Source organism: Microcoleus sp. SVA1B4, assembly GCF_036700545.1.
Lineage (GTDB): Bacteria > Cyanobacteriota > Cyanobacteriia > Cyanobacteriales > Microcoleaceae > Microcoleus.
On the sequence record NZ_JAUBPB010000016.1, the window covers coordinates 87,437 to 108,838 of the forward strand.

At 46.2% G+C, this 21,402-nt stretch carries 20 protein-coding genes and 1 tRNA gene; 6 read left to right on the forward strand and 15 right to left on the reverse strand.

From position 1 onward, the window contains the following. Positions 1-42: 42 nt before the first annotated feature. The 5 genes from QT987_RS10480 to QT987_RS10500 form a co-directional block, all read right to left on the reverse strand. Complete coding sequence (locus QT987_RS10480; protein ID WP_333239574.1) at positions 43-1,599, reverse strand: PAS domain-containing sensor histidine kinase; 1,557 nt, start codon at positions 1,597-1,599, stop codon at positions 43-45. Next, a complete protein-coding gene (locus QT987_RS10485; RefSeq protein ID WP_333239576.1) occupies positions 1,596-2,132 on the reverse strand; it encodes a Rab family GTPase in 537 nt (178 codons plus the stop codon). The genes QT987_RS10480 and QT987_RS10485 overlap by 4 nt, the downstream gene beginning before the upstream one ends. Before the next feature lie 2 nt (positions 2,133-2,134). After that, on the reverse strand, positions 2,135-4,834 hold the full coding sequence (locus QT987_RS10490) for an OmpA family protein (RefSeq protein WP_333239578.1): 2,700 nt from the start codon (positions 4,832-4,834) through the stop codon (positions 2,135-2,137). A 6-nt stretch (positions 4,835-4,840) separates the two neighbouring features. After that, positions 4,841-5,449 carry a hypothetical protein gene (locus tag QT987_RS10495; protein WP_333239580.1) on the reverse strand — a complete coding sequence of 203 codons (609 nt, stop codon included), beginning with the start codon at positions 5,447-5,449 and terminating at the stop codon, positions 4,841-4,843. Between the two features lie 170 nt (positions 5,450-5,619). Further along, positions 5,620-5,760 (reverse strand): hypothetical protein, encoded by a 141-nt coding sequence (locus tag QT987_RS10500; RefSeq protein ID WP_333239583.1) that lies wholly within the window; start codon positions 5,758-5,760, stop codon positions 5,620-5,622. Between the two features lie 950 nt (positions 5,761-6,710). Between QT987_RS10500 and alaS the strand changes: the two genes are divergently transcribed. After that, positions 6,711-9,362, forward strand: coding sequence for an alanine--tRNA ligase (alaS, locus tag QT987_RS10505; protein ID WP_333239585.1), 2,652 nt, complete (start codon positions 6,711-6,713; stop codon positions 9,360-9,362). Between the two features lie 270 nt (positions 9,363-9,632). On the opposite strand, the gene moeB is transcribed toward alaS, so the two are convergent. From moeB to QT987_RS10550, 9 genes are all read right to left on the reverse strand, one after another. Beyond that, positions 9,633-10,805, reverse strand: coding sequence for a molybdopterin-synthase adenylyltransferase MoeB (gene moeB / locus QT987_RS10510; RefSeq protein WP_333239587.1), 1,173 nt, complete (start codon positions 10,803-10,805; stop codon positions 9,633-9,635). Positions 10,806-10,884: 79 nt separating this feature from the next. Continuing rightward, positions 10,885-11,364 (reverse strand): M67 family metallopeptidase, encoded by a 480-nt coding sequence (locus QT987_RS10515; protein ID WP_333239589.1) that lies wholly within the window; start codon positions 11,362-11,364, stop codon positions 10,885-10,887. A 113-nt stretch (positions 11,365-11,477) separates the two neighbouring features. Further along, complete coding sequence (locus QT987_RS10520) at positions 11,478-12,086, reverse strand: Uma2 family endonuclease (protein ID WP_333239591.1); 609 nt, start codon at positions 12,084-12,086, stop codon at positions 11,478-11,480. Positions 12,087-12,267: 181 nt separating this feature from the next. After that, on the reverse strand, positions 12,268-12,495 hold the full coding sequence (locus QT987_RS10525) for a ferredoxin family protein (RefSeq protein WP_333054336.1): 228 nt from the start codon (positions 12,493-12,495) through the stop codon (positions 12,268-12,270). Between the two features lie 130 nt (positions 12,496-12,625). Next, positions 12,626-13,861: an ATP phosphoribosyltransferase regulatory subunit gene (locus tag QT987_RS10530; protein ID WP_333239593.1), complete on the reverse strand. Its 1,236-nt coding sequence runs from the start codon at positions 13,859-13,861 to the stop codon at positions 12,626-12,628. 363 nt (positions 13,862-14,224) lie between these two features. After that, entirely contained in the window at positions 14,225-15,127 is a 903-nt protein-coding gene (locus QT987_RS10535) for a tetratricopeptide repeat protein (RefSeq protein WP_333239595.1), read from the reverse strand. Positions 15,128-15,229: 102 nt separating this feature from the next. Further along, a complete protein-coding gene (locus tag QT987_RS10540; protein WP_333239597.1) occupies positions 15,230-16,045 on the reverse strand; it encodes an inositol monophosphatase family protein in 816 nt (271 codons plus the stop codon). A 226-nt stretch (positions 16,046-16,271) separates the two neighbouring features. Next, positions 16,272-16,787 (reverse strand): thermonuclease family protein, encoded by a 516-nt coding sequence (locus QT987_RS10545; RefSeq protein ID WP_333239599.1) that lies wholly within the window; start codon positions 16,785-16,787, stop codon positions 16,272-16,274. Between the two features lie 34 nt (positions 16,788-16,821). After that, positions 16,822-17,190: a 2Fe-2S iron-sulfur cluster-binding protein gene (locus tag QT987_RS10550; protein WP_333185390.1), complete on the reverse strand. Its 369-nt coding sequence runs from the start codon at positions 17,188-17,190 to the stop codon at positions 16,822-16,824. Between the two features lie 214 nt (positions 17,191-17,404). Here QT987_RS10550 and QT987_RS10555 point away from each other — a divergent pair. Further along, positions 17,405-17,489 (forward strand) — tRNA-Ser (locus tag QT987_RS10555). A gap of 288 nt (positions 17,490-17,777) precedes the next feature. On the opposite strand, the gene QT987_RS10560 is transcribed toward QT987_RS10555, so the two are convergent. Next, positions 17,778-18,587 (reverse strand): pentapeptide repeat-containing protein, encoded by an 810-nt coding sequence (locus QT987_RS10560; protein WP_333239601.1) that lies wholly within the window; start codon positions 18,585-18,587, stop codon positions 17,778-17,780. A gap of 71 nt (positions 18,588-18,658) precedes the next feature. Here QT987_RS10560 and QT987_RS10565 point away from each other — a divergent pair, with 71 nt between their 5' ends. The 4 genes from QT987_RS10565 to QT987_RS10580 form a co-directional block, all read left to right on the forward strand. Further along, positions 18,659-19,561, forward strand: coding sequence for a phosphodiester glycosidase family protein (locus QT987_RS10565; RefSeq protein ID WP_333239603.1), 903 nt, complete (start codon positions 18,659-18,661; stop codon positions 19,559-19,561). Between the two features lie 297 nt (positions 19,562-19,858). Further along, the gene (locus QT987_RS10570; protein ID WP_333239605.1) at positions 19,859-20,515 is read left to right on the forward strand and encodes a HEAT repeat domain-containing protein; all 657 of its coding nucleotides are present in this window, start codon (positions 19,859-19,861) and stop codon (positions 20,513-20,515) included. Between the two features lie 21 nt (positions 20,516-20,536). Continuing rightward, positions 20,537-20,692, forward strand: a complete 156-nt coding sequence (locus tag QT987_RS10575) for a hypothetical protein (RefSeq protein WP_333239611.1) — start codon at positions 20,537-20,539, stop codon at positions 20,690-20,692. Between the two features lie 54 nt (positions 20,693-20,746). Then, the coding region (locus tag QT987_RS10580; RefSeq protein ID WP_333239607.1) for a ribbon-helix-helix protein, CopG family at positions 20,747-21,402 on the forward strand (656 nt) is incomplete at its 3' end.

The following is a 21,402-nucleotide window of genomic DNA, read 5'->3' on the forward strand; positions in this document are numbered from 1 at the left end:
TTGAATGCGCCCTAGGGATTGAATTATCTAAAATCAATCTATTTATCTCTGTTTATTAAATGGAATTCTGACTAAAAAGGTAGTGCCTAGCCCTATCTCGCTGGAAAACTCGATTTGACCTCCATGCAAATCTACACACTGCTTGACTATGGATAAACCCAGTCCTGTACCGGGTATTTTTTCGACATTTTTGGCTCGATAATAAGATTCAAAGAGTTGTTCTTGGTCTTCGAGAGGAATGCCAATGCCTGCGTCTTTAATTTTAAATGTGGCTTCTTCATTATTCTGACAATTTAATTCAAAATAAATATTGCTGTCGAGGGGCGAATATTTGACTGCATTTGACAGCAAATTTGTCAAGATGTGTCGCAGCAATTTGGGATCTAGTGCGGGCAACTGTTCCGTTTCCTGTAAGTCGGTATCATCTTTTTTCGCTGGCGTAACTAATTCTTGATAAATAAAGTTAATTGTATGATTTTTCCCATAACTAATTTTAATGAATTCTACTAACTCGCTGCAAAATTTTTTTAAGTCAACTGGTGCGGGATAGAATTCGAGTTTTCCTGCTTCGGCGCTGCTGAGCAACCGCACGTCATCTAATAGCTGAGCCATTTGTTGAGATGCTGATTTAACGTGTTGCAGGTATTGTTGTTTTTCCGCGTGGGTGATATCGTCGCCGTAGTCTTGGAGGATTTTAGTAGCAAATAATACTGTACTTAAAGGATTGCCAAATTCGTGAGCAATCATCGAGAAAAAACGAGATTTTACCTGTCTGAGTTCTTGCTCTTTTGCCAAAGAGCGGCGAATTTCTATTTCTTGTTGTTTGCGTTCTGTGATGTCCCTACCTATATAAATGAAATCGTAAAGTCCCTCTAATTCTGTCTGAACTGCCGAACAGGAAAATTCTACCCAAATTTTTTCTCCTGCTTTAGTAGTGCAGACTATTTCTAGTTCTCTACGTAGCTCTTTTTGAGACAAAATATATCGGTGGCGAGCTTGGTAAATTAATGTTTCTTCGACTACTATTCTGGACAGGGGGTTGCCGATTAATTCTGCTTCGCTATACCCAAATAACCATTGGGCAGATTGATTGATTTTTTTGATATTTCCTAATGTTGTTGTCACCAACAAAGCATCACCCATCGAACGAATAACTTTATCTATATAATCTTTAGAAGCGGCTAAGGCACTAACCAAAAGATTAGCTTCATTCGCCCTCTGAATCAACGATTGCTTCATGACCATCTTTTCGGTGGTATCTTCAATCAAAATTAGCAATTTACTTGGCACATCTTCTTGTTCTTCTTCATATTTGATAGCCAACATATCAAAGTATAAAGGGCGGTTTGGGTCGGCAAACCGAGCGATACCTTTGACTTCAAAACCGGGCAGCCGTCCCATAATGATGGACATGAGGATATTTTCAATGCCAATCAGTTCGGGAAAACTCAGGCGAGCATCTGCACCGGGTATAGCCTGGCCCGGAATATCAGCATAATGCTGCACTTCGGCGGAGGTTTCCTGAATGATGAAATGGTGATTTACTAGAAAATACTGTGTTTGTCGCGGGCCTAACAGCTTTCTTAACAGGAGGTTCATACTTGTTCTACCATTGTGTAAGCTAGTTTGTAGAAAATTTCGTCAACGTCTTTGCCGGTTTTAGCAGATGTCGTGCAAACTGCTATTACTTTGTCTTGACCTATCGCATGGGACATTTCCACTAGCAGCGCCAATTTTTCCTCGTCAATTAAGTCTACTTTGTTCAAAGCGACGATAATTGACCCTTTAGGATTGACGGAAGAATAAAGCTGAATGTGTTCGGAGATTCGCTCAACTGTTTCGGATCGGCTGACATCGGCAACGATTAAAGCGCCGCTAGCTCCCTGCAAGTAAGTCGGTGCTATTCCTTTGAATTTTGTATGCCCTTCTAAGTCCCAAATAAGCAACTTTGCAGTCACGTTTTCCCGCTGTTTTACGCTTTCTAATTCTACGATTTTGCTGGAAATTTTTACTCCTACTGTGGAGAGGTATTGGTCGCTGAATTGCCGATCGACAAAACGGCGGATTAGGCTAGTTTTACCCACGCCGAAATCCCCAATCATGCACATTTTTTTAGATATAGTAACTGACATAATTAGTTGCTGTTTATGGTCTTAGTTATTGGTTCAAATAGCACACATCTGCTTAAAAGTAGCGGTTGATTGGGTTCCAAGCCGGAAGGAGGATGTGGGCTGCCAATCGCGACAAGGCGCTTGGGGTCAGCACCTTGCCGCACTAAAGCCTCTTGCACTGCTGTGGCACGCTGGAGTGACAACCGTTGATTTGTGGCAAGTTCCCCAGTTCGATCGCTGTGCCCAATTATCTTAATATGTTTTTGAGGATATTGATCCATGAAATTTTTGACACTGGCGATGATTTCTCCGTATGTAGGGTCTAATTTTGCCGTTCCTTGCTGGAAGTAAATGCGGCTTGTAATTTTCAGCGGATCTAATTTAATTGTGCTAATCACCGACTCAACACCGGGAATTTGCTTCAGGGACTGAGCTATTTTCTGTGCGTCTGCACCATCTCTAACGCTACCCTCTACTGTCACTTTACGATCGCCATACCGCGTAGAAATAGAAACGCCCTCTTTCTGATTCAAAACAGCGGTAATCCGCTGCACCTCGGCCGCCGTCAAAACTGGGTCTGGGGGGACATCTACAGCTAGAATTCTATTATCTAATTGCAATTGGGGGGCAGTTGATGCGGCTATTTTTGCAGCTTGTGCCCGCAATTCTTGATTGGGCAACTTTCCGGTTAGCTTTAAAGTTTTGCCATCAACTGCAACATCTAAGCGGTAAACTGCTAATTGGGGAGTGGAGGCTAAAGCTGCGATGGCATTTGCTTCGAGGCGTCGCTCCACGCTGCTGCGATACTGATAAATTCCCCAAGGTACTAAGATTAAGCTGATGGCGGCTAAACTGATAGCCGCTAGGGCGATCGGGGGTTTTGTTGATTTTTCCCTTTGCAGCGGGTCGAATAAACTTTTTATGTACGGGTGCAGCGACTCCGGTATAGTATCGGGGTCGCCGTTAAACTCGTGAATTACTTTAGCATAATTAAGGATGAGATTAGTAACGGTTTGTCGTATTTTTTTGATGAATAAGTGGGGCGGTTCTCCTTTAATCACGACGGCCATGTAGCAATATCCCGCTACTTCTAGGATAATTTTTGAGTCGCCGTATTCAATTTGATTTAGTTCGGAAGATTCTCCCGGCCGCACGATGCACTCGTTAACAAAGCTGCGAATAGCTGTGAGCATTCCTGCTACCATTTCTGATTCTAACTGGTAGCTTTCTGAGTTTTGATCTTCGGAAATAATCAAGCCTGATGCTTTGTGAATTAAGAATGCTGCTTGGACGGTAAAGGGTATTGATTCTTTGAGGATTAATTCAGCTTCGGAGACTCCTTGTACTTTGGAGCGAATTTTTCTTTGGAATCCTTCGACGCTGATGGCATTTGACACTTTTTCATTGATTGTCTTGATAGCTTCTGCCATGTATCGGGAAATTGTACTGCCAATTACGGGATAGAGGGCATCCACCATAGAGTCGCGTTCGAGTTTTATTTGGGCTGTAATCGCTTTGCCCATTTCCGGTGCAAGGGCTTGGGCGATCGACTCTTGGTCAAGGCGAATTTGCTCTTTAATTGCCAGACCAATTTCTGGGGCGATCGCCTTAGCAATATCCGCTGGCGAATTCACTATTTGTTGAGCAAGTGCGTCGGGAAGCAGCTCAGCTATTGCCGCACTCATTGCCGACTTGTTTTCGACAGTTTTTGCCCTAATCACTTCGTCAATAATCGGCACGATCGCCTTAACAACTTCTTCCCTGGAATCGGCCACTTTGCGACTGAGAATTTCTGCGATCCAAGGCAGCATCAACTCAATCAACTCTTGGGGCTCGTAGATTTGGTGCTCCAATTTTCCTAATTTATCGTCGATTGTGGCCATCAGGTGGCGCACCCCCGGCAAATCGTTTTCTGCCAGCAGGTTTTTGACTTGCTCGATATCCGACATTTTTGAGCCGAACATCAGATTTTGCAGCCTTTCCATCGCGCTGTCGGCTTCATTTAAATCCTGTTTAATTTGACCTAATATTTCTGCTGGCTGTTCTCGTAAGTTTGGGATTTCTAGATCCGAAGCCACCGCAGCATCTAAATATCCCTTTTCTGGTGGCTCTGAGACTGTGGAAACTATGGGATTATCGGGAATTTCCGAGGGTTTTGACTCGGTTTCGGGAGCGGAAAAATCCTGTAAATGCCGATCGAGCTTGTGGGATTTTTGAGCCTGTACGTACTGTAGAGAATCTTTCATTGTCAAGTTAGACAATTCTTCGACAGGCTGTGATTCCTCCTCCAAATCCGGCTGGGCGATCGCGGAAACATCTATAGTTTTAGCTGAGGAATAGTCTTTTTCCAGTTCTGAACTATTAAGTCTGTGAGTAGCGAATAGCAGACTTTTAGGTTCGTCTGCATTAGCAGAATCAGTAGACTCCGGTTCGCGATCCCCAGTTTTTGGCGGAACACTCGCTGCAACTTCCTCTGGCGCTTGCTCAGAAATACCTAACAAATCCATCAACCCGCCGAGGGCCCCAGCTTGATTATTTTTGTCGCTGCTGTCAGTTTCGCGATCTGCATTTTGCTGGTTTGAACCAGCAATAATTTTGAGATCGACTAACAGATTCAGCAAGGGTTCTAGCTGGGTTGCTGCATCGGCAGCAGACTCGTCAGGTTGAGAAACAAAACCCTCTAACTCATTGTCGTCAGCCGGATTTTCTTTCGGTAAAGCCATGCGTTATTATCCGTTATGGTGGCGCTCCGGCAACAGAAACTCGGTATTTAACTTATTATCCGCAACGCCTTTAAGTTCGGGTACAAATTCTGTTCCTTTGAGCCTCATGCCGAGTTCAAACAGAATTTCTGCCATGTCGTCTCTAGAAACTTTAACATCTCTGAGCATAGAAAAGCGACGATCGAGCTCTTCAAAAACCTGTGTTTTCAAAGTGCGGGTTTCTTCAGATAGTCGCTCTCTGGTTTGGGAGAGTTCCTCACGCAGCGAACTGGTTTGATTGTCGATAGCTTCGTCGAGGGCTTCCATGCTGCTGGAGAATTTGCGGTTAATGCGATCGACTTGCTGGCGGATGTCTGCGCTTTCTTCTTGGGTGTTTGAGGTGAGCGATTTAACTTTCTTTTCTAACGAATCAACAGCCGCCCTCATTTCTCCTGAAAGAACAGTTTTTACTTGTTCGATGCGAGTTTGCATATCTTGCTGCATCATCGACAAGTCGGAATCTATTTTATCGAAGCGATTATCGTATTCTCTAAGCTGCGCTCCGAAAATTATATCGCGAATCTGGTCGATATTTCCCAGCCGTTCGCGCATTTCTTCTTTAGTTATTTCGGCCATACTTGCACCTGGAATCTCCGGAAATTGTGAGTTTAAGAACTGTGCTAGTGATTTACTAGCGTTGTTGGTGGCACTAGCTTTTTTGAGTGGGCGGGCTTTTATTATTTGAACTCTCACCCATGCGTCGGGGATGGGATTTTTTAGAGTCTTGACTCTAAATATCCTGAGATTCAAATTTTTGAGCCTGGTCTTGTCACCAAAAATGGCGGTTGGCTATCCTTGGCTTGCAGCAAGCTCATAGAAGCGTTGATTTTGCTGCTATACAGCACAGCGGGGTAGGTTTTAAGGTCTTGAGTGACATCCTCAATCATATCGCATCTTGACAGTGCCTCATACCACAGCGCTGGAGTCCCGGCAAAAAGCAGGCGGGCGCGCTCCACGTGCCATTATATATAATATATAACTCAAAACCTGCACCGATCGATCGCCGATCGGCTCGGAGGGATGCTGCCTTTGAGCAGAAAGCACTTAGGAGCGCGAATTAAATAATTTACACAAGTTTTTGGGGAGTAGGGGTTGGGCTTATAGCCCGCCCTTTCTGGACGGGCGGGACGCCCATCCCACAAGAACCATCACGCATTGTAAGTTATTTAATTGTCATTCCTTATAAAGTCGAACTCGGCCGAGCTCTCCCCCTCGAATCCTCGAATCCTGCGATCGTCCTATAAAATTCATAGGGCCCGATCGACAGCGACCAGACCCAATAATATGAGAACTTTGTTTTTTCTAACAAACGAGATGTGTTTCCGGTTGAGAACTGTGACTTACTAGGGTTTACAACTTGTGCAGCTTTACTCTTAATCCGCAACTACAACTACGTCTGACTCGACTGCGGTTTGGCTTGACTGCTCGATCGGCAGTTCGCCACTATTTCAAGTTGTGTTCGGTTAATTTCAGCTGCGCCTCGGAATCTAGACCGGAGACACCATGTCTATATCCTCGAACTTTCTTTCTAAATATAGCGACCTCCTTTCTCTTCCTGTCCCGGTGTCTATTATTAAGTTAGCATGAGCTTTCCGAGGAGTAAAGCACTATTTGCAAAACTTGATAGGTCTTTACATTACTAAGTATAATGATATGAATATCCAAATAGATGTAAGTTAGCACTCACGCACTCGCCCACAAAGAAACCGGGTTTTTTCACCGAGATTGAGGATTTTAAGCAAGTATTTTGGTTGAAAAACCCGGTTTCTGGACACCCGTGCAAAAGTCCTATAAATTCTATTGTTGCTACATCTTTACATTCTTAACAGTTCTTGTCATGACTATTTCTCCTAAGTTTCTCAGTGGTAGCCAAATCCGCCAAACATTCCTCGACTTTTATGCCCAGCGAGGACATAAAATCTTACCGAGTGCTTCTTTGGTGCCAGAAGATCCGACGGTGTTGCTGACGATCGCCGGAATGCTACAATTCAAGCCGATATTTCTCGGACAGCGCACCCCCGAATCACCGCGCGCCACGACTTCTCAAAAGTGCATCCGCACCAACGACATCGAAAACGTCGGCCGCACCGCCCGCCACCACACGTTTTTTGAGATGTTGGGCAACTTCAGTTTCGGGGATTATTTCAAGAAACAGGCGATCGCCTGGGCGTGGGAACTTTCCACGGAAGTTTTCGGTTTACCAGCGTCGAATTTGGTTGTTAGTGTTTTCCGAGAAGATGACGAAGCTTTTGCGATTTGGCGCGATGAAATTGGCATTCCGGGCGATCGGATTCAACGCATGGGAGAAGATGACAATTTCTGGCAATCCGGCCCGACTGGCCCCTGCGGCCCGTGCTCGGAGATTTACTATGATTTTCACCCAGAAAGAGGCGACAATATTGACCTCGAAGATGATAGCAGGTTTATTGAATTCTACAACCTGGTTTTCATGCAGTACAATAAAGATGCAGAGGGCAATTTAACTCCGCTGCAAAATCAAAATATTGATACTGGCTTGGGACTGGAACGGATGGCGCAAATCCTCCAGAAAGTCCCCAATAATTACGAAACAGATTTGATTTTTCCGATCATTCAATCGGCGGCGGAAATTGCCGGGATTGATTACCACAATAGCGATGAAAAAGTCAAGGTTTCGCTGAAAGTAATTGGCGACCATATTCGGGCTGTGGTGCACATGATTGCGGACGAAATTCGCGCGTCGAATGTTGGTCGGGGTTACATTTTGCGCCGGTTGATTCGCCGGGTGGTGCGCCACGGGCGACTGATTGGAATTCAGGGCGAATTTACGGTGCGGGTAGCTGAAAGTGCGATCGCCCTTTCGGAAGCAGCTTATCCCAACGTGCGGCGGCGGGAAGCTCAAATTAAGGCGGAATTGGCAAGGGAAGAGGCGCAGTTTCTCAAGACTTTGGAACGCGGAGAGAAGCTGCTGGAGGAAATTGTCGATCGTACAAAACAGCAAACCAACCAACAAATCAGCGGTCAAGACGCTTTCACTCTTTACGATACCTACGGTTTCCCCTTAGAACTGACTCAAGAAATTGCTGAGGAACAGGGCATAACTGTGGATTTGGACGGCTTTGAAGCGGCGATGAAGGAACAGCAAAATCGCGCGAAAGATGCTCGCCAAACAATCGATTTGACGGTGCAGGGTTCTTTGGATAAGTTGGCTGAAACTATCCAGGGAACTGAGTTTGTCGGTTATGCTGAATTGTCGAGTTTAGCTGAGGTGGAAGTTATCTTAGTTGACGGTAAATCTGTCGAGGAAGCAGCGGCCGGCACTGAGGTACAAGTTGTTTTGAACCAAACGCCGTTTTATGCTGAATCCGGCGGACAAATTGGGGATAAAGGTTATTTGAAAAGCGGAGATAATGGTGATGGTTTGTTGGTAAGAGTTGATGATGTGAAGAAGGAATCGGATTTCTTCGTGCATTTCGGCTTGGTGGAACGGGGAACGCTGAGAGTTGGCGATAGTATTACTGCGAAAATTGACAATAGCAGCCGCCGCCGAGTTCAGGCTAACCACACAGCAACTCACTTATTACAATCAGCTTTGCGGAAAATTGTGGACGATTCGATTTCGCAAGCTGGTTCGCTGGTATCGTCAGAGAGATTGCGATTTGATTTCAATTCTCCGCGCGCTGTCACACCAGAAGAGTTGCATAAAATTGAGGATTTAGTTAATAGTTGGATTGCTGAGGCGCACGCTGCAGTCGTTGCAGAAATGCCGATCGCCATTGCGAGAGAAAAAGGCGCGACTGCGATGTTTGGCGAGAAGTACGGCGACGTGGTGCGGGTGATCGATTTTCCCGGCGTTTCGATGGAATTGTGCGGGGGAACTCACGTTAGCAATACGGCAGAAATCGGGCTGTTTAAGATTGTTTCGGAAGCGGGGGTAGCGGCGGGAACTCGCAGGATTGAAGCGGTTTCCGGTCAAGCTGTTTTGGACTATTTGAACGTGCGGGATAAGGTGGTGCGCGATTTGGGCGATCGATTTAAGGCGAAGCCTGAAGAATTGCCGAACCGGATTACTAATTTGCAGAATGAGTTGAAGGATACTCAGAAACATTTGGCTGCTGTGAAGTCGGAATTGGCGATCGCGAAATCCGACCAGTTGCTGAGTGCGGCGGAGGCGATCGGCGAATTCAAAATCATTGTAGCTCAATTGGGTGATGTGGATACAGAAGCGCTGAAAACTGCGGCGGAAAGGTTGCAGCAAAAGTTAGGAAATGCTGCGGTTGTTTTGGCATCAATTCCTGAACCGGACAAGGTAAGTTTGGTGGCAGCTTTTAGTCCTGAAGTCAATAAGAAAGGATTGCAAGCTGGCAAGTTTATCGGGGGAATTGCTCAAATTTGCGGCGGAAAAGGCGGCGGGCGGCCGAATTTGGCGCAAGCTGGGGGACGCGATGCAAGTAAGTTGCAGGAAGCGTTGGAAAGTGCTCGCAATTTGTTAGTTGAAGGGTTGGGTTAGTCTGGGTTTTTTGTAGGGACACGGGATTGCCGTGTCCTGCTTCGTGTCAACTTAACGTCAAACCCACAGTCCGGCAGGGGTTGAAACCCCTGCCTCAAAGCGAAAGTCCTCTGAAGAGGACTGAAGAACTCATTAGTCCTCTTCAGAGGACTTTCGCTATTAGCCAGGGACTTCAGTCCCTGGCGGACTGACGGGTGAGTGGGAAGACTGGCGGGCTTTCGGCTTAAATTGACAGGACGAAAAGCACGGTGCCGTGTCCTGCTTTGCTACTTAATATTGAGGAACAGACGAGTCTACTTCTTGACTCCAAGCAGTAATTCCGCCCTTAACATTAATCCCCTCAATTCCAGCTTCCTTCAAAATGCCCAAAGCCTTCGCAGAACGCCCGCCCATTTTGCAGTGTGCAATCAAGCGATGCCCGTTCAACAATTCCTTAACTTTCTCAACACCTTGGCCGTGTTCGATATCCGGTAAAGGAACCAAAACAGACCCCGGAATTTGAGCAATTTGATACTCGTTGGGATTCCGAACATCTAACAATACAAAATCCTTGGCGCCGCTGTCGATTAACTCCTTAAGTTCCGTGACAGTCATCTCAGGAATTTGCGTTTGCTGACTTGCTTCCTGCGCTTTAGCTTGAGGAATGCCGCAGAATTGTTCGTAATCAATTAACTTTTCAATTACCGGGCGCACTGGATTAGGCCGCAGTTTCAATTGGCGGAACGTCATATCTAAGGCATTGTAAAGCAACAGTCGGCCGCTCAAAGTAGTGCCTTGACCCAAGATAATCTTGATAGCTTCCGTTGCTTGGATAGACCCGACAACTCCGCACAAAACGCCTAAAACACCGCCTTCGGCACAAGAAGGAACCATCCCAGGAGGCGGGGGTTCCGGGTACAAATCGCGATAATTCGGGCCGCCTTCGTAGTTGAAAACTGTTGCTTGCCCTTCAAATCGGAAGATGGAACCGTAGACGTTGGGCTTGTTTAAAAGCACGCAAACGTCGTTCATCAAATAGCGAGTCGGGAAATTGTCCGTGCCGTCGATGATGATATCGTAAGGAGTGGCAATGTCGATCGCATTTTCGGAACTAACGCGAGTCTCGTACAAATCAACTTGGCAAAAAGGATTAATTTCTAAAATCCGATTTTTAGCCGACTCAATCTTCGGTTTCCCAACCCAAGAAGTGCCGTGAATTACTTGCCGCTGCAAATTAGAATGGTCTACAACATCAAAGTCTACAATCCCAATGCGGCCAACACCGGCTGCGGCTAAATACAGCAGCAGCGGCGAACCGAGGCCTCCCGTACCGATGCAGAGCACGCTGGCAGCTTTGAGACGCTTCTGTCCATCCAATCCAACTTCTGGCAGGATCAGGTGGCGAGAGTAGCGTTCGTATTCTTGTTTGTTGAGCTGGATCTCCTCCAGATTAGGATTTAGCATGATATTGTGTGTAGCGCAGATTTTGAATTACATCCTATCTGAATCTTTCGCATTTTTACCTGTTTGTTATTTTTACTAATTATTTCTTAATCTCAGTCGGTTCCTGTGCGAGAATTTCCTCTGCTTGAAAGTTCCCCTCTCCGTCAAGACTCCAACTGCGGATGTCTTCCGAACAGCCTTGTCGGACGGACACAATGATATAAGAGTATTCGGCCCACGCCAATGTCCGATCGCACTCTGAGGGCACTGCGGGACAATCCGTGTGAGAATGATATATACCGATAATATCCAGACTGCGATCGCGCCCATGTTTCATCGCCCGCAACATATCTTCGGGCTTAATAGCATATCTGCGTCTTTCTGTCAATCCTTTTTCTTCCGGCCAATTCTCCTCAGCTTCCGCACTCCAAGCATTGTCAGTCGGCCAAACTTCCACTAAAGTTTTAACATCGCCAGTAACTCGACCGAGCAACAAACCGCAGCATTCTTCAGGATAAGCGCTTTCGGCGTGGGTTCGCATGGATAAAATGTGAGAGTCGGAAAGTGCGATCGGCTGCATAGGATTTTATTGTAGATTTTATTGTAGTTTTTTTTGTAAAGTGCGATGGGCTTTTTTTAAATTGTGGAACAGGCATCTTGCCTGTTCAATACTGGCTTTTCTGGAAATGTCTATTAATTTGAGGTTCCTGTAACTGTTTGCAAAACAGTTCTATAAGCAATAACAGCTTCAGTTTGGTTAACATATCCTACATATTGGCTCAATACAGAAAAGTCTAACTCAGGCAAAAATTCACTCCTCGAAATTAACTCATAACCAGACTCCCGCAAGCGGTAAAGAGAAAATTGATCGTTAGCCCAAAACCAGACTTCAGGAACCTGCAAACCGCGATACACTTCTAGTTTGTCAACACCGCCGCTAGTGAGAGCAATTTCGATCGCAATATCAGGGATTTCTGCAAGTGCACCCAAGCAGTAACACTCATCGGGTTCGGCACCCCGTCTCACAGCTTCGCGGCGAAATGTAGCACTTCCGTAACCGTTGAGATTAATTAGCCTTTCAACTGCATAGGTTTCTATCAACCGGGCAATAATTTTCTTAAGCCTTTCATGTTCTGGCGAAGTCGTCATAATAATTTCTAACGTTCCTTCCAAGTAGATCATCCTTGGAAATTCATCGACAAACATATCGGAAAGTTGTTCGTATTGCTTCCAAGTCACATCATATAGAATTATGCGCTGTTCAGTCGCTGGATCGAGAGTTTTTGGATCTAAAAGTAGCATAACTAATTACCTGCACTTAAGATATCTCAACGTTAGATTTTTTCGTTCTTTCTCAACTTCTTCTCTGTGTCCTCTGCGGCCTCTGCGGTTCGTAAAAAAAGTTCCTATATAAATTTAACGAACCGCGAAGACGCTTAGGAAACAAAGGAAGAGAAGAAAAGGGGAAAAAGAGTTAATTCAATCAAGTCGGAGTTTGCTGTAACTCAGGCCGCTCATCTGGAACGATCGCACCTTCGACAGGACACACCTGCAAACAAATACCGCAGTCAATACAGGTATCAAAATCAATCCAAAACCAATCAGTACCCTTGACATTTTTGCCGGGGCCGGGGTGAATGCAAGCAACCGGACAAGCGCCGACGCAATCAGCAATTCCCTCGCAAATATTCGTAACAATAGTGTGTGCCATAGTGTTCTCTCAAAAGATTTTAGTTAGATAGGGGATTAGCAATTAGTAATTGGCAAAACCTGATCTCAATCAGCAGGATACATAATATCATATCAGGTGATTTTTAACCAATTACCAATTACCAATTAGCCTAATTTACCGTTTCAATTGTTGGCAATCCTTCGGCATTTACCCAAGCAATTTGAGCAATTCGTCGATCGCGCGCGAATTCCCGCGCCGCCTCCTCTGTCTCCCGACTCTCCAAATCTATTTCTACCCGAACTAGGTGACTAGAGTCTCGGAGTTTGCGAGCGTAAGCAAACGCGGCGGCACTAGCTTCAGGAGTTTGAGCCACAACCAACCAGTCGCTAGCAGGCGTCTGGGTGGGCAATTGTCCCTCTGTCAGCAAAACTTGGTGCAAATCTTCAATATTCAGACAAAACCCGATGCCGGGGGAATTTTGCCCTTGCGGATCGAACAGTCCCAACAGTTGGTCGTAGCGTCCCCCTTGTCCTAAAACTCGCTGTCCTGTCTTGCTGCTGCTGACAACTTCAAACACAATTCCCGTGTAGTAGTCAAAGGTTTGAATTAAACTCAAATCGAGGTGAATGTGGGATTTGAGATTGGGAATTTTTGATTGACATTGGTGCAGCAATTCGATCGCCGATTTGAGATTATTTAACGCGGCTTGCTGCGGCAAATCTAAATCCAGCTTGGCAACAATTGGCAACACATCTTCTGGGCGGCCGCGCAAGTCAAATAACAACAGTGCTCTTTCTCGCAATTCGGTTGACAGCGGCAAAGTTTCCAAGGCAATTCGATCGAGATTTGCGATCGCCCCCCGAACTTTTTGGCGCACATTTGGCGGAAACGGTTCCAGCAATGTTGCAGTCAAGCCCGCTTCTCCCAAAACCAAATGCCACTCATCAATTTCCAAGCTCTGCAAGCACTCAGACAGCAGCAGCAGCACTTCCGCATCCGCAACCGCCCCCCCCGCGCCGAGGAGTTCTACCCCAGCTTGATAGAACTCCTGTTGCCCGCCTGAGCCAGTATCGGGGCCTTTGCGGAACACGTTAGCGTTGTAGTAGAGGCGCTGAGGCTGCCAGCGAGTCCCGGCCATCCGCATCGCAGCCGCGCGGGCGATGGATGCTGTCAATTCCGGCCGCAAACCAAGTTCTCCATCCTCGGCGTCTTGCAGTTGAATTAAGGTCGATCGGTCGATCGCGCCCCCAGCCATCAATGTCTCCAGCCTTTCTAGAGTAGAGGTAATAATCCGGTGGTAGCCCCAGCGGTGAAAAACCTGCTGTAAGCGCCGTTCGATCGAAATTTTTTGAGCAACGTCAAGGGGCAATAAATCTCTTGCACCCGATGGGGGTTGGTGAACCATATCAATTTTAGATTTTAGACTTTAGATTTTAGATGGGGCTTAGAAGCTTAGGGCGTGTTTTCTCTCCCCAGAATTGCCTTAAATTGTAGGTTGGGCCCGTGGAACGAAACCCAACATTTTTCCTAGATTTGTTGGGCGGAGTGAAACGGAGGGTGCGCTACGACGATCGGGCCCAACCTACCGAAGAGTCTGAAAACACGCCCTAGGCTTTAGGGGACGGTGTTAAAGTCGAACCAGGCAAGCTTAACATTCGACTTTAACAAATTAAGGTGTCACCAAGTATTGATTTTTTTACTCGATCTCACTCCACTGCTGAGCAGTTCACCCGTTTCTAAATATTCAAGACTCACAACTCACAACTTCTCACTTCTTCTTCCCGCCAAACAAACTTGCAAAAAATCCTGGTTTTTCATCACCTTTTTTTGCCTTGGCGGAAGCTTGTTCCAGCTTTTTCTTAACCTCCAAAGCCGTCGGTTCTTCTGGATTTGATGCCAAAGCTTTGTTCATCTCAAGTTTTGCCATTGTGGCTTGATTTTGTTCAAGGTAACACATTGCTAACATAGCGTGAGCCTTGCTGTGTTTCGGGGCACCCTTCAGGACTTCCCTCAACTCCAAACTTGCTTTAGCGTAATTTTTGCTGTCCATAAATCCTTGAGCTCGGCGGCAATAAGCTTCGATCCGCGGGTCGTCTTTGTCCGGGGGTAGATTTGGGGGTAGATTTGGGGTTGGGGTTGGAATTGGGGTTGGGGGAATTGGGGTTGGGGGTGGTGGCGGGGTTGCAATGCCAATGCGCTCTTTTCGCAGCAGGTAAACCATGTTAAGTTCGCTAATTTGATCGATCGCCTCTTGCGTTTCCTTAACTGATTCGTACTGCTTGAGAGCGAGTTTGCTAACTGCTGTTTTGTAAGCTTCTTCCCAATCTTTAGCGGTAACTAACTGTTTGGCTGCTTCGCTTTCAATTTGCATTTTCGCCTGTTCTTTAACAACGCGCTTGGCGATGGCTGCTAATAGCAGGCTGTATTCTTTGCGATCGCTTTCCTTAGAGAATTTATTGTAAGCCGGATTGACTACTTTTGACAAAAATTGGTTAGCCCAATCTTTATCAGCTTGGCTTTCAAAAGAGCAAGTATCCGAATGCAACCGGCGGGCGATTTTCATGTAGCGCTTGCGGATGTCGTTAAACTCGGCGTCTAAGGGAATTCCCAAAATTGCGTGCTGATCTGTAAAGTCGTACTTGAACAGCCCTTTTGTCATTTCAAAAGACATAACTTTTACTCTTCCTTTCCTGGCTTTTCACTATTCTTTAATGTAGCTTGAGTCAAGGGGTTCTGACCCCCGTACTACCCCCGATCTATTGCTGCGGGCACGCTACTTCCAAGAAGATAAGGGAGGAACTGCTAGCAGTGCGCTGCTGAGTTCGGCGTGTATTTTGCCGTTTGTGGCCAAAATCCGACCCGAGTTCATCTCAAAGGCACTGCCGTCATAAGCTGTAATTTGACCTCCGGCTTCGGAGACGATGAGTACACCGGCGGCTACGTCCCAAGGGGCGAGTCCCCGTTCCCAGTATCCGTCCGATCGCCCCATCGCGAGGTGTGCGAGGTCTAGGGATGCGGAACCGCTGCGCCGCACGCCTTGGGTGAGGTGGGTGAGATGACAGAATTCGGCATAGTTATTGTCTGCTGTTTCGCGCCGATCGTATGCAAAGCCAGTGACTAGCAAGCTGGTTCTCAATTCTGGGATTTGGGAAACTTCGATCGGCGATCGGTTGCAGGTTGCTCCCAATCCTTTGCCTGCCCGAAACAATTCATTATGAAAAGGGTCGTAAATTACTCCAATTTGTGGTATACCGTCGATTAAAAGCCCGATCGACACGGCCCAAAAAGGATATTGGTGAGCATAATTTGTTGTGCCGTCCAAAGGGTCGATCGCCCACAGGTATTTGCTGCTGGCATCCCCTAATTTGCCGGATTCTTCGGCGAGGATGGCGTGGTGGGGTACGTGGCGACCGAGAATTTCTAAGATGACGGCTTCTGAGGCTTTGTCGGCTTCTGTGACTAAATCACCCGATCGGCCTTTTTCTTGAATTTTTTCTAATTTTCCGCAGAAAGATTTCAGGACGGAACCGGCGGCTAGGGCTGCTTCGGTGGCTATTTCTAAGAAGTTTTGCAGTTGATTGTCTGTCATTTGTTAGTTGTTAGTTGTCAGTTGTCAGTTGTCAGTTGTTAGTTGTTAGTTGTCAGTTGTCAGTTGTCAACAATTCCCAACTGACCGAAAGCATCCACGATACCCGCCACGTGATTCATCCGTCCAGAAATAAAAACCTGTACCCGATGAAACTTGCCCCCCGAATTTATCGGTGGGGTCAATGCTTCAATCTAAAATCTAAAATCTAAAATCTAAAATCGATTGACTATTTCCGATTTTGCTGGCGGAATTCTGCAGGAGTTTGGCGCAAAGCTCGTTCTGGATTCCACAGGCCTTTACCCATGAGTCTCGCCCATTCTTGAGCGTTCACGAGTCGCTGCTGGTATTTGGTGTTGGGCGATCGCACTGAGGCCAGGGCATAACCTTCTTTGATTAGCTGTTCGTTGAGCAAATTTTTATCTTGCCACAAGTAGGCTAGTTTGCGATCGAACTGGTCTTTCTCTTCGATGTCTGATTCTAACAATACCTGTTTTCCCCCAATTAGCTGTTCTAGTCTTTGTTTGGCTGCTTCTCCCCAAGGCTGCTGTTTTAAATCCGGCGCATCAATACCAATTAGCCTGATTTGTTCTAATAAGGCTATTTTGTCGGCTGTACTGATAACTTCGATTGTTTGGCCGCTGATGGCCCTTTCTACTTTGGCGATCGTACCTTGGGGCATTTCTGGTTTTTGGCAGCTAGCTAGCAACAGACAAAGGGCGATCGCACATAATCGATAAAGCATGGATAATTGGTAGTTGATTATTTATCAAATTGCGTTATTCTTCATCCAACGGCAAACCGGCTTTAACTTTACCTTTGCCGAAGTAACGACCGAATTGCAGTTCGTACACTTCGTCTTCGTCTTGCGTCTCTACCTCGATGTTGGAACGGGGATAGCTGACGCACAGCAGGGCATAACCTTCTTTTTGCAGTTCCACAGACAGCCCCATTGCTTCTGGCTGGTGCAGTTCCCCCGACTTGACGCGCACCGCACAGGCGGTACAAGCGCCGTTGCGGCAGGAAAAGGGCAATTCTACTCCTTGGTTTTCCGCGCTTTGCAGGATGTAGCGGTCTTCGGGTACTCGCACGGTGTGGCGATCGCCTGTCTGTCTGTTATGAATTTTAATTGTGTAAGAGTCAGTCATGGAATTTTAGATTTTAGATTTTAGATTTTAGATTGGGGTTTGGCGGGCAAACTCCTTTAGATGAAGGGGTTTGCGACATAGGTAGGAGAATCCAAGCCGGCTCGTTTGACACCCTATCCACATTAAACAGTAAATTTATGCCGTTACCCCTTCCCAAATCAGATTTGTTCTGTTAATATAGTTTAGCTGTGGCTAAATGAATTAATTTAGCCCTGGAGAGGTGGCCGAGCGGTTGAAGGCGCACGCCTGGAAAGTGTGTTTAGGGCAACTTAACGAGGGTTCGAATCCCTCCCTCTCCGTTAATCAAGCTGTTTAGGCAAAAAAAACAGCTTGCAAAAAAAATCTCTGATATGAGATAAATAGTTTGATTAGAGCGAGATCCCTTGAATTCTTTGAGAAAAATCAAGGGATCTCGCTTGTATATTTTTGAGGGTAAATTAGGGCGATCGCGCCGAGAATAAACACCCAGATATAATGCCAATAGTAGAAAACCATAGTGACCTACACCAATCGCCACCGTTTGCAGCAAAGCGTCGCTTTCTGCTGGCTCAATTACTGTTTGAATATCAGTCGGGTAATTTTAGATTTTAAATTTTAGATTTTAGATTGAGGTAATTTATATCGAACTTAGCATCAGCGAGATTTGCCCCTCTGAACGAAGTACCCTCAGCATTTCCAATCTCTCGAACAATAGCGGAGAAAGACACAAACGCAAACCAAAGATACAGCAGCGACAGCAAACCGAAACACATACCCCAAAACAGTTTGTGAGTGCTCAGAAAAGCGCTCGCCGTTGCACTGAACAAAAAAGCCGCTGCGTAAGTCGCCACACTTCCAGCCGATGCGATCGCCACCTGTGCAAATTCGCTACGAATCCGGGAATTCACAAAAAACATTAACACCCCGCCGATCGACATTCCAGCAAGAGCAGCCTGGGAATTATTATTAGTTGCAGTGCCAGCATAGAAAAATCCCAACAAAGCTCCTGATAGAATAGCAGAAATTGTTCGTGCCAATCTACCCGCTTTTGAGGTTTTTGGCTGTTTGCTGGCGATCGCCGAAGCGAAGCCAGCAGCGCTCAAAACCCCGTACAGCAACAGAACAAAAGGCCAACTGCCAGAGCCCGGTAATTGTCCTTGAGTTCCCAAAATCAGTCGAGTCAGAACATCGCCCACAACCAAACAAATCGCGATCGCCCCAGCACTCAAAACAGCTATCTGTCGCCGAGAAAGCCCGATTTTCGCACCGATAAAATTCGCACCCGCTAACTGAGCATTTCTAAAATTGCAGCCTCGAACATCCGCACCGCTGAAATCAGCACCGTTAAGAACTTGTCCTTGGAACGATCGATTTCGTAAAATTTGATTGCTAAAATTATTGGAATCCGAATACTTCATATTAGTATAGGATGCTGGAAAATATATAAATCTGTCAGTGTTTCCGTCCCCAATCTCCAATCTAAAATGGTATGACTTATCGGCCCACTATCAAACAAATTTGGCATATTCTCGGTGTGGGAATATTGCTCGCACCAATACTACTCTACAACATTCCCTACTTTTTGCGTCCCCAACAAACAAACGAAGCCCGATCGCTCTTTCAAGGAATAGCCTACCGCAGGGAATTTCGGACTAATCCGCGTCCCACCCTAATTCACATTGTTAGCATCGACCTAAAAGCGCCGGGAATAGGAATTTTTGTCACTCCCGGAAACCCAACACCCGATTTAACAGAAACCAATGCCCGCACCGCTACTGAATTCCTGAAAGAATTTAAATTGCAATTAGCAGTCAACGGCAACTTTTTTTATCCCTGCATCGAGGAAGCACCTTGGGATTACTATCCCCGCAGTGGCGATCGAGTAAATAATGTCGGACACGCCATTGCCAAAGGTCAAGCTTATTCTCAACCAAATCCAGACTTTCCCGCCCTTTGTTTTGATGCCAAAAACCGCGCTCAAATAATCGAAAACGGCACTTGTCCTGCGGGAACAGCCTATGCAGTTGCCGGAGATACTTTGCTGGTAAAAAATGGCCAACCCGTAGCACAAAGTCCAAAAGAACGCAAACAGGATAAACCCTATCCCCGTGCCGTTGCGGCGATCGACAAAACAGGCGACAAGTTGTGGTTAATTCTGGCAGACGGCAAGCAGAGGCTTTACAGTGAAGGGCTGAAATTGAGCGAAATAACTGATATTTCGATGCAGTTGGGAGCGGAGACAGTGCTGAATTTAGATGGCGGCGGGTCGGTAACTTTTGCAGTAGCATCGCCGTCAGGAGCGAAACTGTTGAATGCTCCGATTCAGAATAAAATTCCCATGCAGGAACGTCCAATTGCCAATCATTTGGGATTTTATGCGCGGGATAATTAGGGTTTTAAATTGCGCTTTTATCTCCGCAACTTGGGGTTAAAAATGATTCTATTCTGCACTGCGCCCAAGCCGCGGCTTGTAAAAAATCGGCTTTTAAAACCTATTTAAAAAATAAAGATGCCTCCGCATACTCAAATAAATAGGGTACTGATTGCCTTAATTACTAATACAAAAGCTCGCTTAAATACCCACAAAAATTCTGATTCAGCAGTGAAGTTTTTTTAAATCTGCCCAAAATACGGGAATAATTGCTAAAATTGTAAAGAAACGTAACAAAAATAAATATATAATTGGCTTATGGAAATTAGCGAAATCCAAGCAGCGCTGCAAAGTTCGGATTCTCAAGACAGGCTGCGGGGGGTAACGGCTCTGAGAAAGTGCGATTCTGCGGTGGCGCTGCCGATGTTGCTGAGCAAAGTGGACGATCGCGAGTTTATGGTGCGATCGTTCGTGGCGATGGGATTGCGGCAGATTCCAACTGCGGAAGCTTTTGCGGCGCTGTTAAAAATGATGCAGTTCGATCGCGATCCGAACGTGCGCGCCGAAGCCGCTAACTCTTTGTCAAGGTTCGGAACCGAGGCAATTTCTCATTTAGTCGAAGCTTTTCGTCGCGATGATAATTGGCTCGTCCGCCGCAGTATCATGGCTCCGCTGTACGAAATGCAGTGTGCTGATGCAATATTTGAAATTTGTGCGATCGGTCTTGGCGGCGAAGATTTACCTGTTCAGGAAGCAGCAATTGACGGATTTGGTGTGCTGGCAAATACCCAGAAGCAAGAAGAGGCATTGCAGCAATTATTACCTCTAGTAAGTTCGGATTACTGGGGAATTCGGCTGCGAGTTGCTCGCGCGCTGAGCAAATTTGACAATCCTCAAGCTCGCGCTGCTGTGAGCTATTTGGCAAAAGATCGAGATCATCGGGTTGCAGGTGCGACTTTGGAAGCTTCGCTTTAAAACAACGGCTTACAAGCTCAACTGCGCTATCTGCGGTATCGTGCCGAAAAAAACTCGGCCCAGGGAATGTTTAAGCGGTTCTACGGCGAAGAATGGACGCAAGAGTATATTCAAGGATTTTTGTTCAAGTGGGAACGTAAGCTGGCACAATTGGTAAGTAACAAGAATAAATTTTAATAGAAGCTTCAGCCACTACACTAATAAGTGTAGGTTGGCATGAGGAAAATGCCAATGGTCAAAAAAAATCGCAATGTAGTTAGCTCCAATTCAGAAAGTAAAGTCAAAGTCGGACTTTCGCTGACTTCTTCTAGTGCCGATCGGTTAAACGTGATCGCTCGCAAGCTCGGAATATCAAGGTCGGAACTCCTAGAACGCTTGGCACAAGGCGCTCTGGATATTTCTAAGGACAAGACGGAAGTTACTGTCACTTGGAAAAAAGGTGAAGAAACGGAGGTAGAGGCAGCCCACTTGCAAGGGGAAACAGCCGAAGAAAGCGAGTCTAATGACGCTGTAACGGCAGAAACTCTATCGGACTCGGTGAGTGTAAAGCCAAATCCGCTGCCAGAAAGTTACGAAAGTTTACAGCAGCAGTTGAGTGAACGCGAAAGTTCGATCGCTTCTTTACAGCAGCAACTCGCTACTGAAAAGCAAAATCTCGAAAGCCAATTAGCCGAAACAGTAGCGAAGTCAAGTTACGAAAGTTTACAGCAGCAGTTGAGTGAACGCGAAAGTTCGATCGCTTCTTTACAGCAGCAACTCGCTACTGAAAAGCAAAATCTCGAAAGCCAATTAGCCGAAACAGTAGCGAAGTCAAGTTACGAAAGTTTACAGCAGCAGTTGAGTGAACGCGAAAGTTCGATCGCTTCTTTACAGCAGCAACTCGCTAC